Source organism: Enterobacter sp. IF2SW-B1 (genome assembly GCF_001743375.1).
GTDB lineage: Bacteria > Pseudomonadota > Gammaproteobacteria > Enterobacterales > Enterobacteriaceae > Enterobacter > Enterobacter bugandensis.
Window position 1 is genome coordinate 78925 of record NZ_MJAA01000006.1, and the last position, 16077, is coordinate 95001.

Sequence of the window (16077 nt, forward strand, 5' to 3'; positions counted from 1 at the left end):
ACGATGTTAACACCGGCACAAAAACATTTTCAGAAGGTCATGGCAGAGCGCCGGGGCCAGGCGGATGAAGAATCCGATATCCAGCGCACCGCGCATGAGCAAATTCTGCATCGCCTGCGTATGGACTTGTCCCGCCTCAGCGGCGTGCAGTCCGAAGAAACCAAAGCCGAAATGAAAAAATCCATGCTGCCTGAATATGAGGGATGGATTGAAGGCACGCTCGACGGCGACAACGGGCGACAGGATGAAGTCATTACCCGGCTGATGGTCTGGGCGATTGACTGCCGTGATTATGCGCTTGCGTTGAGGCTGGGGCGCTATGTGGTGCGCCACGGGCTGACGCTGCCGGATAACTTCAACCGCACGGCAGCAACATTCCTGACCGAAGAAATGAGCAAGCCGTTGCTGACGCTTGCCGCTGCTGATGCTGACGCTGATTTATCGTCTGGTGTCGCCGTGCTTGACGAAGTAGCGGAAATTGTCGCCGACAGTGATATGCCGGATGTGGTGCGCGCCAAGTTGTGCAAGGCCCGTGCGCTTGCCCGCCGTGGTGCGACTGATATCACGACCAAAGCGGAAGCGCTGGCGCTGTTCCGTGAAGCGCTGACGCGCAACCCCAACGCCGGGGTAAAAAAAGAGATTGCCACGCTGGCCCGTGAAGTTAAGAAGCTGTCTGCGGACGGCGGCACGGGTGAAGGCGATACGGCCAGCACCGACAAAACTGACGGTACTGCAGAGCCTGTTCCTGAAAAGATCGCCACCGCCAGCGCAGCAGGTAAAGCGCCGACGCGCAAAACCACGACTAAGACGGTGACAGGCAAAGCGACCAAGCGCAAACCTGCCAGCCAGAAAAAGAATTAACGACTTCGGCCCCGTCCGACAGGCGGCGCGGGTGGATATCTGCCCGTATACGGTCTTTTAACCACCCGCCCACCGCCTGATTTATGGGAGATAAGTGCATGAGCAGCCTTGTGGCAAATAAGCGCGTGTTGCCTGCCGACAGTGATACCCCCGATGTTGATGATGGTGATACCACTGTCAGCGCCGGGGACTTCTGGCCGGTGATTAAACTGGCCGATCTCCGTCTGGCCGCGCGTATCACTGGCGGTATCACTACGTCCAGGCTGATGCACGTCACCACGGAAGCGGTAGCCCATGTCACCGCGCAGTTGCTGGACTGGCGCGCCGGTCAGCTCAAAGCAGGTTTTCACACGCTGGAAGATGTGCCCTCCGTCCTGCCGTCAGGTGAGATGGAAAAGCTGGTTATCAACGGTGAAAACGTGAAGGTGTACCGCTTCCGGCGTGCGGTTTATTCGATTGCCAGGGCGCTGGTACTTGAAGGTTATCGCGATGTTGATACCACGGCGAAAGGCGACAAAGACGCCGCCGCGCTTGACCTGCAACGGGATGATCTCTGGCGGGATGCCCGCTGGAGTATCGCCGACATTCGCGACACGCCACGCCTCTATGCGGAGCTTTGCTGATGAAAGTGAAAGCATTGCAGGGGGATACGGTGGATTTGCTTTGCTGGCGTCACTACGGCACCACGCAGGGTGTAACTGAAAAAGTGTTATCTGCCAATCCCGGACTGAGTCAGCAGGTTTTTCTTGAAGCCGGTCAGGAGATTGAACTGCCGGAAATCGCGCACAAAGCGACACAGGAGATGGTGCAGCTATGGGATTAAGTTTCTTTCAGCGCCTGAATGACTGGCTGACATTCACGATGTCAGCCATGGTCACGAGTATCGGCGTCATGACACTGAGCGAAAAGATTGCGCTGGCCGGTCTTCTCGTCGGGATGGTTTTTGGTGCCCGTGGATGGCTCTATCGCGCCCGCATCGAACGGGGGCAGAAGCGTCGTAACGAACTGATTAACCAGATCCTTGAGCAGGCAGAACACAGGCAGATGAGCGGGTCAGAGCGCCGGGCGCTTGACCTCCTGCAACAGAATGAGCCGGAAGATGAAACAGCTTATTAAAAAATGCTCCATTGCGGCCATTGTTGCGCTGGGGATCTCGCTGAGTCCGGGTGCGTTGCGTACAACGCCTGAAGGCCAGCAGAAGATTGCTGGCTGGGAAGACTGCCGGAATACGCCCTACTACTGCACGGCTGGTGTGCTCACGGTCGGAATTGGTTCGACGGGGCGCGTTGAGAAGCGGAAGTACAGTGACAGCGAGATCGCCGGTCGATGGATTAACGATATGCGGCACGCTGAAAACTGTATTAACCAGAATTTTGAAGGCGGGCATATGCCACAGTCCGCCTTTGAGGCCATGACGGATGCCAGTCTTAATGTGGGGTGTACTGGCCTGATGTGGTTCACGGACGGCCAGAAGCGAAAGCAGCGCACGACCATCTGGAAGAAGGCGCAGGCGCATGAATGGCAGGCGATGTGTAACCGGCTGACGGACTTTGTGAACAGCGGCGGTAAACGCAGCCAGGGGCTGGTTAACCGGAGAACGGATTTTAAGGCGTGGTGCCTGCGTGACGTGGAGGCTGTTAAGTGAAGATTACAGCCATTTTATGTGCGCTACTGGCGCTGGCCTCTGGTGGCCTGCTCTGGCAGACGCATCAACGCGGTAAAGACTCCGTGCGCACTGAAGCACTTTCACGCGAGGTAAAGAGTAATGGTGAGGTGCTGGATGAGCTGCGGGCACTGACTACTGACGCCCGCGAAGTCCTTGCACAGTTGCGGGCAACCGAACAGCAAAGAAACGCCCAGGGAGAAAAGCGACGTGAAAACATGCGCGATGCCATCAAAGACGATACTTGTGCCAACACTGTTGTGCCTACTTCTGTCAGTAACAGCCTGCAACACCGTACCGCCGCAGCCGCAAATGAAAATCGTGCACGAACCGGTGCCGGAAAGCCTGACGGCAGCAACGCCAGCGCCGGAACTGACCGCCCCGGTCACGTGGGGCGCGATAGCTATCTGGAGTGATCGCCTGCACGATGCGCTGGATACCTGCAATGCCGATAAGGCGGCGATAGCCGATCTCGATCTGCGCCGCCTGAAAAGACTGACTGACCACGCGAGGGCAAAACCATGACTTTATTCGACTACCTGAGCGCTCACCCTTACTGGACGCTTATTTATCTGCTGATCATTGCGGGCGCGATTGAACGTTTCGGGCGTTAAGAAGGTATCACCATGCTGAAAGCTGACTCACTACGCGAGACCCTGACCCGCGCTAACAAATGGTGCAGGGCCAATCCTGAAGCCTTCACCGTATTTGTGGAAGAAGGGAATATCGAGACGACCGGCGAAACACCATCGTTTATGTACCGCTATACCCTGGTGCTGTTTGTGATGAATTTTGCCGGTGATATTGATGATTTCACGTTGCCGTTAATGGCATGGCTCTGGCACAACCAGCCCGATCTGCTGCTGAACCCGGAGAAGAACAGGAACATTAAATTTACGACCCTTATCAACAACGACGATACCGCCGACATTCTGTTTGAAATGCCGCTGCGCGAGCGTGTGAGGGTCACTCTGGATGAAAACGGTATTCCCCGGGCGGAGCATTTGCCGGAACCTAAACCACGCATCCCGTCAGCGGACGGAGACTGGAGCGCCATCTTTGAGGATGTGACGTGGGAGGGTGACGCGCATGAGTAACGATCTCTTCCGTGAGCTGGATCAGGTATTCAGCGACATACTCGCGGGCACCTCGCAGGCCGGACGTGTTCGCACTGCCCGCGCTATTGGCCAGGCACTGCGAAAGAGCCAGCAACAGCGCATCAAAGCACAGCAAAACCCTGAAGGCTCGCCATATCCTGCCCGCCGTCGCCGGGTGTTGCGCTCTCAACAAGGTATTGTTTTTGTCTGGCAGGGTGAGATCCGCCGCCTGAAAAACTGGCACGGTGGCCGGGGAAAATACGGGCGAACCATTACCGGCTTTGACGAAGAGCGCAACGATATTCGCACGTTTTACCGCAGCGATATTGAGCGTTACATCGAGATCAATACGCGCTCAGTGCGCCGCAGCACTGCGAAGAAGGTGCCGATGTTTCAGAGGTTGCGCAGTTATCGCTTTCTCAAAATGCGCGCTGATGCTGGCGGTACTTCCGTGGGTTATGACGGCGTGGCCGCGCGCATTGCGCGTGTGCACCAGTACGGCCAGCGCGATCAGGTCGGGCCGGGTGCTTTTGCTAAATATCCGGTGCGTGAGCTGCTGGGCGTTACCGCTGGCGATGAGCGGATGATTACGGAGCAGGTGGTTAACAGCCTGGGGAGTGCCGCAAGATGAGCGCTGAACTGATCCGCCTGCTGGAAAATATCCTCCGCGTCGGCGTCGTTATTGACGTTGATGAAGAGAGCTGGCGCGTGCGCGTGCAAAGCGGCGAACTTCAGACCGACTGGCTGCGCTGGACCACCACGCGCGCCGGGGCATTCAGTATCTGGGTGCCGCCTTCCGTGGGTGAGCAGGTCTGGCTGGGCTGTATCGGTGGCAACCCTGAAACGGCGGTCATTATCGGCAGTCTCTACAGCATTGACCACCCTGCGCCGGGCAGCAGCCTGAAAGAGATTGTGCTGACAGCACCAGACGGTGCCTCTTTCCGCTATGACGCAGAGGCCAGCGCGCTGGAAGCGCAGGGCATGAAGACAGCACATATCAAAGCCTCTGCCAGCGTCACGCTTGAAACACCAATTGTAGAATGCACCAACCATCTGAAAGCGCGGACGTTCGAACTGTCGGAGGGTGGCACGATGAAGGGCAATGTTACCCATTCTGGCGGATCGCTTTCGTCTAACGGGGTGACTGTTCATTCGCACGTGCATGGTGGTGTGCAGGGTGGCAGCAGCAACACAGGGGGGCCGAAATGACAGTCCGCTATACCGGGATGAACCCGGACGGCACGGGCCAGCTTACCGATACAGATCAGCTGTGGAATTCAGTACGCGACATACTGACCACGCCGCTGGCAAGCCGGGTTATGCGGAGGGACTACGGCAGCATGATCCCCGATCTGCTGGATGAACCACAGAACGAAGTGACGCGCCTGCAATGTATGAGTGCGGCAGTGATCGCCCTGACGATGTGGGAGCCGCGTATTGCCCTGAACGGCATCAATATCAGTTATTCAAAGGATGGCGCTGTTACCGCTGAACTGGTCGGTATTATCACCGAAACCATGCAGACGGCAGGCAGTGCGCTAACGCTCAGGAGTGGCAGCAATGGCAACAGTTGATTTATCGCAGCTACCGCAGCCGCAAATTATCGAAGTGCTGGACTTTGAAGTCATTCTCAGCGAGGTCAAAGCCGTCATGCTGGCGGCATTCCCGCAGGAACAGCAGGCTTCTGTTGCCGCTGCGCTGGAGCTGGAATCCGAACCGCTGAACGTGATCGCCCAGGTAGTTGCTTACCGTGAAATGATGCTCAGGCAGCGGATTAATGACGGTGCGGCGGCGTGTATGTTGAGCCATGCCGTATCGTCCGATCTTGATAATCTCGCGGGCAACCTGAACACCGAACGCCTGATCATCACCCCGGAGACGGCAACCACTGACGCGGTAACAGAAAGTGATACCGCACTGCGTCTGCGCGCGCAGGCTGCGTTTGAAGGGCTAAGCGTGGCGGGGCCAACCGGTGCATATGAATATTTTGCCAAAAGTGCCAGCGGCAAAGTGGCGGACGCCAAAGCGATCAGCCCGTCGCCTGCTGTGGTGGTGGTCTCTGTGCTGTCTACCGAAGGTGACGGCACTGCCAGTGCGGAACTGCTGGCGACGGTGGATAAAGCGCTGTCTGCTGACGATAAGCGCCCCGTTGCCGATCGTCTGACCGTTCAGGCAGCAGAGATAGTGAATTATCAGATCAATGCGATGCTGTATTTCTATCCCGGCCCGGAGTCTGAACCAATCCATACCGCCGCGCAGGACGCGCTTCAGTCCTGGCTGAATCAGCAGGGCAAGATTGGCCGTGACGTTGCCCGCTCAGCCATTATGGCGGCACTTCATGTTCAAGGCGTGCAGAGGGTGGAGCTGCTGGAGCCTGCCAGTGATATTGTGATCGCCGATACGCAGGCAGCGCGGTGCGAGTCCTTCGCGATAGAAACCGGGGGCACTGATGAATAAGAACATGCTGCCGCCTTCGGCCAGCGGTTTTATGCGCAATACAGAGAAGGTGACGGAGCGGCTTACCGATATTCCTGTTGATCTGCGCAAGCTGTGGAACCCGGACGAATGCCCCGCTGATCTTCTGCCTTATCTCGCCTGGGCGCTGTCAGTTGACCGCTGGGATAAGAACTGGTCAGAACAGACCAAGCGGCAGGTGATTAAAGCCTCCTGGCTGGTTCACCGTCAGAAGGGCACTATTTCCGCTTTGCGTCGCGTCGTTGAACCGTTCGGCTTTCTGCTTCGCGTGATCGAGTGGTGGCAGAGCGGCGAAGAACCGGGAACATTCAAGCTCGAAATCGGTATTCAGGAGCAGGGGATTACGGAGGAAACCTATCTTGAGCTTGAGCGCCTTATTGACGATGCCAAGCCGAGAAGCCGCCACCTTACTGGCCTTTCTCTTTCGCTTCAGTCGCAGGGGTATATCGAAGCCGGGGCGGGATGTTATATCGGCGATACGCTGACCGTTTACCCCTATTTTCCTGAAACCATATCCGTGGGCGGTGGTGACTACACCGGCGCGGCAGTCCATTTAATTGATACCGTGGAGATCGCAAGTGGCGACTAAATATTTTGCCCTGTTAACCAATATCGGGGCGGCAAAACTGGCAAACGCCACGGCATTGGGTGCGAAGGTTGAGATCACCCAGATGGCCGTAGGTGATGGCAATGGTGCGCTACCTACACCGAACCCGGCACAAACCGCGCTGACGCATGAGCTGCGCCGCGCGCAACTTAACATGCTGACTATCGACCCGGTAAATACCAATCAGATCATTGCGGAACAGGTCATACCGGAAGACGTGGGCGGATGGTGGATCCGTGAAATCGGCCTGTTTGATAAAGACGGCGATATGATTGCAGTTGCCAACTGCGCGGAGACCTATAAACCGCAGTTGCAGGAAGGCAGCGGGCGTGTGCAGGTCATTCGCGTGATCCTGATCGTCAGCAGTACCGAGGCGGTAACGCTGAAAATCGATCCGTCCGTGGTACTGGCAACCCGTAAATATGTCGATGATGCCGTCATTGAAGTTAAGTCATATGTGGATCAACAGCTGGCGGCGCATATTGCCGCGGCTGATCCGCATACGCAGTATTTGCTGGAATCAGATTTTGATAAATTTTTCCCGGCAGGTTTTCCGCTTCCGTGGCCGCAGGCAACACCGCCAGCGGGTTTTCTCAAGTGCAATGGCGCAGCTTTTGACAAGGCAAAATACCCCAAACTGGCTGTTGCATATCCATCAGGTAGTCTGCCTGATTTGCGCGGCGTGTTTATTCGCGGCTGGGACGATGGGCGGGGGCTGGATAGTGGCCGCGCTATTCTGTCGTATGCTGCTGATAAGTTGAGGAAGCACACTCATGCATTATTGTTTGGTAATGGAGACGGGGGCGAAACTCCTGCTGTTCATGAATCTTACCGTAAGAGTTCAGCGACCGTTTATTTTGCATATTCGGGGAGCAGTGGCGTGTATTTATCCGACGAGGGCCAGAACGAAACCGCACCATGTAACACCGCGTTTAACTACATCGTGAGGGCTGCATAATGGCGAAGGCAAAACTGAATAGCGAACTTATTGCCACTGTGGCGGGTGATATTACCGTGTTTAATTATGATGGTGAGACGCGGGAATACCTGTCTACATCCGTGGAATATCTGGCTGTTGGCGTTGGCCTGCCAGCCAACTCCTGCACTGACGAGCCAGGAAAAAGCAAAGAAGATTTCACCATTTGCCGGACAGCAGACTTTACCGCCTGGGAATACGTCGCCGATCACCGTGGTGAAACGGTGTACAGCACTGAAACAGGGGAATCGGTGATCGTTTCTTTGCCCGGTGATTACCCGGAGGGCACAACCACTCTGGCACCGTCCACGCCTTACGATACGTGGGACGGTAGCGAGTGGGTGACGGATAACGAAGCACAGCACAAGGCAGATGTGGAGGCAGCAGAACAACAGAAAGCTGCGTTACTTGCAGAGGCACAAACGACGATCAGCCTGTGGCAGACGGAATTACAGTTAGGCATTATCAGCGATGAAGATAAAGCCAGCCTGATCGCCTGGATGAACTACATCAAGGCAGTGCAGGCTGTGGATACGTCGAAAGCGCCGGAAATTACCTGGTCGGTTAAGCCGGAATAAGTTTGCATACCGGCAAGTACTGCCGATTCTAACCGTGCTGGCCATATGTATCGAGTACAGTCATTTTTAACGGTGCTGTAGCACAGTCAGTTATGGCGGTGTGTTCCGGAAGATGAAGCGGGCAAATGCCCGCTTTAGTTTTATGTGGATGCTGTCAGAGCAGGCCAGACAGCGTACTACTGGCAGAGTTGTAGGCGGACGTGGCTTTATCCTTCAAGCCAGCAAGTAAATCGCCAACAGACGACGCTTGCAAGCGCTCCCGTAAATCTTCATCACAGCGCTGAAAGCTGATCGAAAACTCAATTTTTTTTGCCTTTCCGTAGCGGTCAAATTCCGTATGCGTGGCCTGTAGCCCGGTCAGCACATACATCCCGTAAATCTGCCCCGCACCACTGATTAAAGGCCACGGACGCCCGGTGTATGCCTGCGTTGCCAGAACGGTAAGAGACACGTCACCGCCCGTAATTTCAGGGTAGAGCACACCATCCAGGTTAATCTGCGTCTCCCCCGCGCCGATGTACTGCCATTTTGCCGATCGGTTAATGCGATCATTCTTCACATGACGCCAGTTCAGCGAGTGGCGCAGCTGCTGGTAAGGTAGTGTCTTCAGTTCGAAAACGAACATCCCGTATATCATCATCATAATGTTGCCTCCCCTTAATCTCTGTCTTTGAAGCTGCCGCGATTAAGCCGTTCACGGCGGGCCAGTTCGGCATTTACTTGATCGGCAACAATCCGGCCAATTTCGCGCGCGTCCTGCCGGTCAACGCCGTGCAGGTGTACGTGGATTTCCCCAGTAAAGCCGCCTGCGGCAACAGGTATATTGCTGGCGCTGCGGCTAACTGGCTGAAGTTCCGCCTGTTTGACTGGAAGCGATGCCGCCACCACTGCGGGGCGTTTACTTAACCGACCTGCCGTGGGGGTGGCAAGTTGTGGTTCCTTCCACCCCTCCCCTACCGCTGCGGGACGCGCACTTAATCGGCCCACCGTGGTGGTGCTGGCAAGTTGTGGTTCCTTCCATTCCTCCCCCACTACTGCGGGACGCGCACTTACCCGGTCTGCCGTGGTAGTGCTGGCAAGTTGTGCCGCCTTCCATTCCTCACCCATTACCACGGGACGCGCACTTACCCGGCTTGCCGTGGTAGTGTTAGCAGGTTGTGGTTCCTTCCACCCCTCCCCTACCGCTGCGGGACGCGCACTTAATCGGCCCACCGTGGTAGTGTTAGCAGGTTGTGGCTCCTTCCACTCCTCCCCCACTTTTGCGGGACGTTCACTTAACCGACCTGCCGTAGTGGTGCTGGCAAGCTGCGACTCCTTCCATTCACCACGAACGGCCAGTGCACGCGGCAGGTTTTTAAATACGATATCGCCGGGGCCGATCTTCTTCGTGTTGTCGGCTGTCGCTTTGGTGTTGCTGTCGATACTCTGCAACCGGCGCATAGTGCCGTTATCGCCGGTCAGCGGTGAAGTGGTGTGCGGTGCTCCGGGTGGAACGTTATTAACCTCAACTTTTTTCGGTGCAACTTTAGCTATATCCCCCTGAAGAAGGGCAATTTTGTCCTGAAGAACGGCCATGCGCTGCGCGTCTTCGATTTTCTTCCTGGCTTTTTCCGCCTCATCAGGAAGAACACCGAGCTTTTCAAGGATCCATGCCAGTGTATCCAGCAGTATTTTGGCAGGTGCAAGAACAAGCTGGAGCGCGCCACCAAGAACGTTGCCGAACACCTCCCCGGCGCTGGCGCATTTATCCAGCGTTTCCTTGCTGGATTCCATCGGGGAAAGCAGAGATTTGAACCAGTTAAAGACCTGGCTAACCGCGCTGCCTATCGCGTCAAAGATGGGGCTGAATTGCGCGAAGGTCTCGCGTAATGGGGCCAGCCTTTCCATGATGCCGGTGAACACGCCAGCAAAGAATACCTTAAGAGGTTCCCAATACCGCCAGATAAGCACGCCAGCTGCAACAAACGCCGCCACTATCAGGCCAATGGGACTAAACAGCAGTGACAGCGCTGTACCAAGCACAGATACCGCAGTAGTGATCATGCCCCATATTGCTGGCAAGCCAGTCAGTCGAAGGGCAAGCATCCCGATATTTTTAGTCAGTGCGCCCAACGCGGCGCCAGGTGCAAGAAATACCCCCATAAGTGCGCCGCGTATAGCGGGGATGATTGTTGAAACTCCCCGCATTTTCCCTGCTAACGAGCCGAGAACTGGCCCCCATCCGCGCACGCTGGCCATTGCCGGGCCGGAAGTCGTGCCGAGAGTTCGCAGAGCGGCAATAGTTCCGGTTATGCCCCTGCCTCCTGTCAGCAGGGTAAAGCCTAGCTGGAGTTTAGCCAGCGGCCCCATCAGCAGGCCGATCGCCAGCGATGTGCCGCCAATGGCGGCGGTCAGTGCCAGAACGCTACCACCGACAACCAGCAGGGATTGGGCGAACTTCGGATTCTCCTTCGCCCACTGTGTCATATTCCCCACAACGTCACTCAGTCCCTGAGTCAGGGCGCGGAGCTGATTATCGACGAGATCGTTAATCTGGATGCGGAAGCCTTCCCAGGCGCTGTCCAGATTCTTGAGATCGCCATCAAGGTTATCCGCCATTATTTTGGCGGCTTTCTGTGCTTCACCTTTGGCGTTTTTCAGAGCTTCCAGTAACCTCTGGAGTTCCCCGCTCCCGGCTGACATAACCAGTGCCTGCAATGATTTTGACGCTTCTTCACCGGCAATATCTTTGAAGAAAGAGAGCTTGTCGGTATCGCCGTACTTGCTGATCTTTTTATAGAGTTCAGTGAGAACCTCTTCAGCAGGGCGCATTTTCCCCGTGGCGTCAGCAACGTCTACGCCCAGCTCCTTGAGTGCGGTTTTTGCTCTGCCGGTTGGGGCGGCAAGGCGAGAAAACGCGGCCTGTAATCCTGTCCCGGCGATACTCCCGCGCAAACCTACGTTCGCCATCACGCCGATCATGGCCGTGGTCTGTTCGACGCTGACGCCAAGGCTGGAAAGACCTGTCCCGGCGTACTTCATTGCTTCACCTATATTTTGCAGATCGGTGTTGGTACGGGTGAATGCGCCAGTTAATACGTCACTGACGCGATCCATTTCTTTGGGATCGAGGCGGAACTGAGACAGGATATTTGAGCTGATATCGGCGCTTTCGCCTAAATCCATGCCACCGGCCAGCGCCATATTGAGCACGCCAGGCAGTGCGGCCTGAATGGCCTGCGGAGTGAAGCCGGCCATAGCGAGAAACGCCTGCCCGCTGGCGGCATCGGTTGTTGTGAATTGCGTTTCGGCACCCAGCTTTTTGGCCTGATCGCGGAGTGCCGAAAAGTCTGCTGAGCTTTTATCTATGCGGGTAAGCGCCTGTACGCGGGACATTTCACGGTCAAACCCAACGGCAGGGGATAAAAAGCGCCCCGCTGCATAACCGGCAGCAGTGGCCCCGGCAACGGCCATCGTGCCACCGCCGCGAAGTTTGCCCGCCGTTTGCTGCATCTGGTCGTAGCGCGCACGTGCCTGCGTGACAGCGGCAAGCTGTCTTCGCTCTCGCTCAAGCGTCTGGTTGTACTGCTCGGTTCGACGTATGGCGCTCTGAATGGTGCGATCGCTGCCGACCAGCGAAACGCCGTGGCTGCGCAGCGCCTGGGAGGCGGCGCGCAGCTTAACCATTTCCTGCGTGCGTGCAGAGTTAAGGCGCTCCAGCTTTGCGGCCAGCGCTGCCATATGTGCTTTTTGCTTGTCTGTAAGCTGTGTACCTTCCCGCTGTGCCTGATTCAGCCCTTCGAGAGTCCGGCTGGCGTCGTCGATTTTGCGGGAGGTCTTTTGTACGCTGTCACGCAGACGGTTGAACGTGCGTGACTGACTGTCCAGATCTTTAATGCGGGACTGCGTTTTTTTGAGGGATTCAGACAAACCGCCCGCACTCTGGCGGGCGGCATTGACCGGGCGGGTAAGTTTATCGATCGCGCTGAACGCGACGCGGATATTAAGGCTTTTCACTGTCACTGGCTCCACTTCGGACAGCCGCCCGCTCACGCCAGGCTATGACTTCGCCCAGTTCCATCGTGAAGACTTCAGAGGGCGGCCAGTTGAAAACAACCGCGATATCAGCAACCAGATCGTCGATCAGGTCGAACCGCAGGAGTGTTACTGATTCTCCGTCTCCGCCTCGCTCGATGCTCCAGACGCCGCAGGTGTCAAAAAAGGGACGAGCGCTTCTGACAGGCTGACGAAATCGCGGGTATCCATTTCGTTAATTTCGGTCTGTTTGAGGCGCGGTGACGTGACGCGGGTCAGCAGCACCGCCACAGAATCCACATCCATATTCATCACGTTGACAAGCTTCAGCCCACGCAGGGAACCAGCCTGTTTGATCTCATCCGTGATCGTTACCTGAGTAATTTTCTCATCGCCGCGAACAACGGGTTTTGCCAGCGTAATCGCGTTATCGTTTTTTTTGCTCATTGTTGAATGCTCCGGGCGGCACGGCTGTGCCGCCACTTATCTGGTTAATCAGTTACCCATTCCCAGCGCAGACGTGATGCGGTCAGGGTAGATATTCTTGCCGTCTTTCTTGTAGATGAAGTTCAGCAGATCAAACTCAAACAGCGGCTTATCGTCGATGGTGAGCTTGTAATAGGTGTTCTTCATCGTGTAACTGACGGAGGTGTCTTCTCCCTGCTTGCTTTCGCCGCCGTCCATTTCGGTGATCCGGCCGCGCAGTTCGACCTCTACCAGCAGGCTTTCACCATCGGTGTAATACTCACCGGCGAAGCGGAAGCGGGTCTCGTCGATATCGCCGCAGTAGTTCAGCAGAAGCGACTGAACCAGACCACCAACCACCATCGTGGTGTCCAGCGCGCCACTGTCCAGACCGAGATCCACCGCAGCGGAGCCAATCATCCCGCCGCCCTGAAAATCTTCAGTTTTACGGGTCAGTTTTGGCAGCGTCACGGAAGAGACTTTGCCGATGCAGTTGCTGCCGTTCACAAAGCAGGTGAACAGGCGCAGTTTGTGAGGAACCGCCATTTATGCACCTCCCAGGGAAGAAAACGCCGATTCGAAATACTCGTCCGTGAAGGTCTGGTAGAGCGTCAGATCTTCCATTGGCGGAACCGGTGTATATTTATAGCGAATGCGTACCTGACCATGACGGAGACCGGTTGTCGGGTTATCCAGGATATCAAACCAGCATTCAGCACCAATTAGCCGCCCCTGCGTCACCAGCGAATTGAGTTTGCCGCTGATGCCGCTGACCACGTCCTTGACGTTGGACGGGGTTAGCGGTTCGTCCACTGATTCAAATTGCGCCTCAGCGATACTGTCAGCCAGAATCTGTGCCGTACGGGTGTAAACCTCAAAGATATAGTCTTTGGTGTCCGTAACGCGGTTGCCCCAGAACCGGAAACCGTTACGCTTGATGAGCGTCGTGATCTCCTTGTTGTTCAATTCGTTCGCGTCGCTGTCTTCGGCCTGAAGCGACCAGAAAACATCCTGCGAAATACCCAGCACGTTGCTTACCGATACATTGGAAAGCGATTTATGCCAGCCCTGATTGTTGTCAATCAGCGCACGCAGGCCGCAGGCATACGCAGGGGCCGGGAAGGTTTCGTTTTCTCCTGTCTGCGGGTTGTATGCGATGAAATCAGGCCAGATAAGCATTAGCTCGCGATAGGCGAAGGTCGCACGATATGCGGTGGCTTCAGCCATCGTTTTGCATCCATAGCAACTGGCGTAAACAAACGCGCGCAGGTTTTGTGCAATGACGCACAGCGCGGAGGTCACTTCTTCCGTGTCGTAGCCCGGCACGGCCAGAATGCGCGGACGATAACCCACCTTCTGCTCGGCAGTAAGAAACGCGTACATGCCGGTATAGCTGCCGTCTTCTGCCGTGCCACCCATGATGAGCTGCGACTGCGTTTTACCGCCTTCCTCTTCCGTGGCTGCTGCCACGCGCACAACGATAACCTTCGGACTGGTCTGGTCAGCGATGGCTTTAAGCGTTTTGTACAGGGAGCCGGTTTTACCCGCCTTACCCAGCACGTTGTTAACCCGCGTCAGCAACACGGGGGTATTCAGGGGAAAGGTTTCCGCGTCGGCATCATCCGCTACGGCAACGACCCCAATGACACTTGATTCAATGTCATTGATGGCCGTCACCAGGTCGGTATTCTCCCGGACGCGTACACCGTGGAAACGTGTCTCTGACATGTTAGCCACCATTACGTTATTGAGTTCGCAGTGATAATCCCTCATGTCTGAATGTCACTCACGCTATTGCGGGTCTGGCCGGACGGCGACAACAAAAACCGATTTGGCCTCTCCCGCGCGCGTGGGATCCTTCGCCGAAAGAAGGGGGAAAGCATGGCACTTACAGACCTGACAAAATCACTTAACGACGCCGTTAGCAGTTATAACGATTCACTGACCGAGGCGGTAAAAAGTCCGGGATTCAGCATAACGATGGGCGGCAAGGTACGGACGCAGCTTGACGAGCGGATCATGTCGTTGTCACTGACGGACAATCGGGGTTTTGATGCCGATCAGCTTTCCATTTCTGTTGATGATAGTGACGGTATGGTTGCTCTGCCTCCGCGTGGCGCTGAGCTTGCGGTATCAATTGGCTGGCTGGGTGAGCCGCTGATTTACAAGGGACTGTACACGGTTGATGAGGTATCCCATGAAGGGCCGGGTGATATCATTGGTATTACTGCCCGCAGCGCTGATTTTCGTGAAGAGTTCAACGTAAAGCGCGAAGTCTCATGGCATGACGTGACCGTTGAGCGCGTTGTATCGGCCATTGCACACCGCTACGGCCTGAAAGCGCAGATCAGTGAAATGCTCATGGATATTGAGATTGATCACGCTGACCAGACGCAGGAAAGCGATATGTCATTCCTTACCCGCATGGCGGAAATGCTGGGCGCAATTGCCACCGTAAAGAACGGCAGTCTGCTGTTTATCCTCCCGGGCGGAGGTGTTACCGCTGACGGGAAGGCGTTACCCTCTGCCAGTATTGACCGGACGAGCGGCGATCGGCACCGCTTTCGTATTGCCGATCGGGATGCGTATACCGGCGTCAGGGCTTACTGGCTGGATCTCAATTTCGGCAAAAAGAAAAAGGTCAGCGTTAAGCGCCGTAAGCCAGCAAAGCCCAAAAAAGAGAAGAGCAGCAGCCGTGAGGGCGATTACATGGAAGGCGCAGACGGTAACATCTATGTGCTGCGCAAGACCTACCAGAATGAAGAAGCGGCAAAACGTGCAGCAGCGGCAAAATGGCAACAGCTTCAGCGTGGTGCAGCCGAGTTCTCGATCACCCTGGCGCGTGGCCGCGCTGAGCTTTACCCCGAAATGCACGTCACGGTTAGCGGTTTTAAGGATGAAATAGATAATCAGGACTGGATTATTGCGCGCGCTGAGCACGTCATAGACGACAGCGGCTTTACCACCCGGCTGGAGCTGGAAGCGAAAATACCTGACTGGATAGCGGAAACTGAATAAAATGAAATGGAGTTCAACTCCCACAGGGGAGCCATCATTATGTTCAGATGTCCTTTTTGCGGCGCTATGGCCCGCACCCGTACCAGCCGTAAAATAACCGATATGACAATCCGGCAATATCACCAGTGTCAGAATCTGGAATGTAGCCGGTCATTCACCACGCTTAACAGCGTAGAAAGGGAGGTAACAAAGCGTGCAGGTACTGCACCGTTACCGCCAGACTTCATCCCCCGCGATGCCTTTCCCGCCTCGCACTATGGAAATAATCAACTTAGCCTGATTATTTAAACAAAAGCCCCGCAATGTAACGGGGCTTTTCACTT

21 protein-coding genes and 1 pseudogene are annotated in these 16077 nt (G+C 55.8%); 16 read left to right on the top strand and 6 right to left on the bottom strand.

The window, feature by feature from the left end; translation table 11 throughout:
• Positions 1–3: 3 nt before the first annotated feature.
• From gpM to A6013_RS13665, 14 genes are all read left to right on the top strand, one after another.
• Positions 4–861 carry a phage terminase small subunit gene (gpM, locus tag A6013_RS13600; protein WP_069733251.1) on the top strand — a complete coding sequence of 286 codons (858 nt, stop codon included), beginning with the start codon at positions 4–6 and terminating at the stop codon, positions 859–861.
• A 98-nt stretch (positions 862–959) separates the two neighbouring features.
• A complete protein-coding gene (locus tag A6013_RS13605) occupies positions 960–1484 on the top strand; it encodes a head completion/stabilization protein (RefSeq protein WP_069733252.1) in 525 nt (174 codons plus the stop codon).
• Positions 1484–1684 (top strand): tail protein X, encoded by a 201-nt coding sequence (locus tag A6013_RS13610; protein ID WP_006117890.1) that lies wholly within the window; start codon positions 1484–1486, stop codon positions 1682–1684. The genes A6013_RS13605 and A6013_RS13610 overlap by 1 nt, the downstream gene beginning before the upstream one ends.
• Entirely contained in the window at positions 1675–1977 is a 303-nt protein-coding gene (locus A6013_RS13615) for a hypothetical protein (protein WP_021312609.1), read from the top strand. The genes A6013_RS13610 and A6013_RS13615 overlap by 10 nt, the downstream gene beginning before the upstream one ends.
• Positions 1961–2506: a lysozyme gene (locus A6013_RS13620; protein WP_069733253.1), complete on the top strand. Its 546-nt coding sequence runs from the start codon at positions 1961–1963 to the stop codon at positions 2504–2506. Before A6013_RS13615 ends, A6013_RS13620 begins: the two co-directional genes overlap by 17 nt.
• Positions 2503–2940, top strand: coding sequence for a DUF2570 domain-containing protein (locus A6013_RS25265; RefSeq protein ID WP_083264124.1), 438 nt, complete (start codon positions 2503–2505; stop codon positions 2938–2940). The genes A6013_RS13620 and A6013_RS25265 overlap by 4 nt, the downstream gene beginning before the upstream one ends.
• Positions 2941–3150: 210 nt before the next feature.
• Complete coding sequence (locus A6013_RS13630) at positions 3151–3621, top strand: phage tail protein (protein ID WP_061357502.1); 471 nt, start codon at positions 3151–3153, stop codon at positions 3619–3621.
• On the top strand, positions 3614–4252 hold the full coding sequence (locus A6013_RS13635; protein ID WP_069733254.1) for a phage virion morphogenesis protein: 639 nt from the start codon (positions 3614–3616) through the stop codon (positions 4250–4252). The genes A6013_RS13630 and A6013_RS13635 overlap by 8 nt, the downstream gene beginning before the upstream one ends.
• Positions 4249–4830, top strand: coding sequence for a phage baseplate assembly protein V (locus A6013_RS13640; RefSeq protein WP_069733255.1), 582 nt, complete (start codon positions 4249–4251; stop codon positions 4828–4830). Before A6013_RS13635 ends, A6013_RS13640 begins: the two co-directional genes overlap by 4 nt.
• The gene (locus tag A6013_RS13645; protein ID WP_021312601.1) at positions 4827–5195 is read left to right on the top strand and encodes a GPW/gp25 family protein; all 369 of its coding nucleotides are present in this window, start codon (positions 4827–4829) and stop codon (positions 5193–5195) included. The genes A6013_RS13640 and A6013_RS13645 overlap by 4 nt, the downstream gene beginning before the upstream one ends.
• A complete protein-coding gene (locus A6013_RS13650; protein WP_069733256.1) occupies positions 5182–6078 on the top strand; it encodes a baseplate J/gp47 family protein in 897 nt (298 codons plus the stop codon). The genes A6013_RS13645 and A6013_RS13650 overlap by 14 nt, the downstream gene beginning before the upstream one ends.
• The gene (locus A6013_RS13655; protein WP_069733257.1) at positions 6071–6685 is read left to right on the top strand and encodes a phage tail protein I; all 615 of its coding nucleotides are present in this window, start codon (positions 6071–6073) and stop codon (positions 6683–6685) included. Before A6013_RS13650 ends, A6013_RS13655 begins: the two co-directional genes overlap by 8 nt.
• Positions 6675–7661: a phage tail protein gene (locus tag A6013_RS13660; protein ID WP_069733258.1), complete on the top strand. Its 987-nt coding sequence runs from the start codon at positions 6675–6677 to the stop codon at positions 7659–7661. Before A6013_RS13655 ends, A6013_RS13660 begins: the two co-directional genes overlap by 11 nt.
• Entirely contained in the window at positions 7661–8257 is a 597-nt protein-coding gene (locus A6013_RS13665) for a tail fiber assembly protein (protein ID WP_069733259.1), read from the top strand. The genes A6013_RS13660 and A6013_RS13665 overlap by 1 nt, the downstream gene beginning before the upstream one ends.
• 154 nt (positions 8258–8411) lie before the next feature.
• Here A6013_RS13665 and A6013_RS13670 read toward each other — a convergent pair whose 3' ends face one another.
• The 6 genes and pseudogenes from A6013_RS13670 to A6013_RS13690 form a co-directional block, all read right to left on the bottom strand.
• The gene (locus A6013_RS13670) at positions 8412–8900 is read right to left on the bottom strand and encodes a phage tail protein (protein WP_069733260.1); all 489 of its coding nucleotides are present in this window, start codon (positions 8898–8900) and stop codon (positions 8412–8414) included.
• Between the two features lie 458 nt (positions 8901–9358).
• Positions 9359–12094: pseudogene (locus A6013_RS13675) on the bottom strand (phage tail tape measure protein); the annotation flags it as partial.
• 145 nt (positions 12095–12239) lie between these two features.
• A complete protein-coding gene (locus A6013_RS25270) occupies positions 12240–12395 on the bottom strand; it encodes a GpE family phage tail protein (RefSeq protein ID WP_032424037.1) in 156 nt (51 codons plus the stop codon).
• A gap of 5 nt (positions 12396–12400) precedes the next feature.
• The gene (locus A6013_RS13680) at positions 12401–12718 is read right to left on the bottom strand and encodes a phage tail assembly protein (protein WP_069733262.1); all 318 of its coding nucleotides are present in this window, start codon (positions 12716–12718) and stop codon (positions 12401–12403) included.
• 48 nt (positions 12719–12766) lie between these two features.
• Positions 12767–13282, bottom strand: a complete 516-nt coding sequence (locus A6013_RS13685; protein ID WP_006117904.1) for a phage major tail tube protein — start codon at positions 13280–13282, stop codon at positions 12767–12769.
• The gene (locus A6013_RS13690; RefSeq protein WP_069733322.1) at positions 13283–14464 is read right to left on the bottom strand and encodes a phage tail sheath family protein; all 1182 of its coding nucleotides are present in this window, start codon (positions 14462–14464) and stop codon (positions 13283–13285) included. It abuts the gene before it with no gap.
• A 153-nt stretch (positions 14465–14617) separates the two neighbouring features.
• Between A6013_RS13690 and A6013_RS13695 the strand changes: the two genes are divergently transcribed.
• Positions 14618–15754 (top strand): phage late control D family protein, encoded by a 1137-nt coding sequence (locus A6013_RS13695; RefSeq protein WP_069733263.1) that lies wholly within the window; start codon positions 14618–14620, stop codon positions 15752–15754.
• 39 nt (positions 15755–15793) lie between these two features.
• Entirely contained in the window at positions 15794–16042 is a 249-nt protein-coding gene (locus tag A6013_RS25275) for an ogr/Delta-like zinc finger family protein (RefSeq protein WP_045346406.1), read from the top strand.
• Positions 16043–16077: the final 35 nt, after the last annotated feature.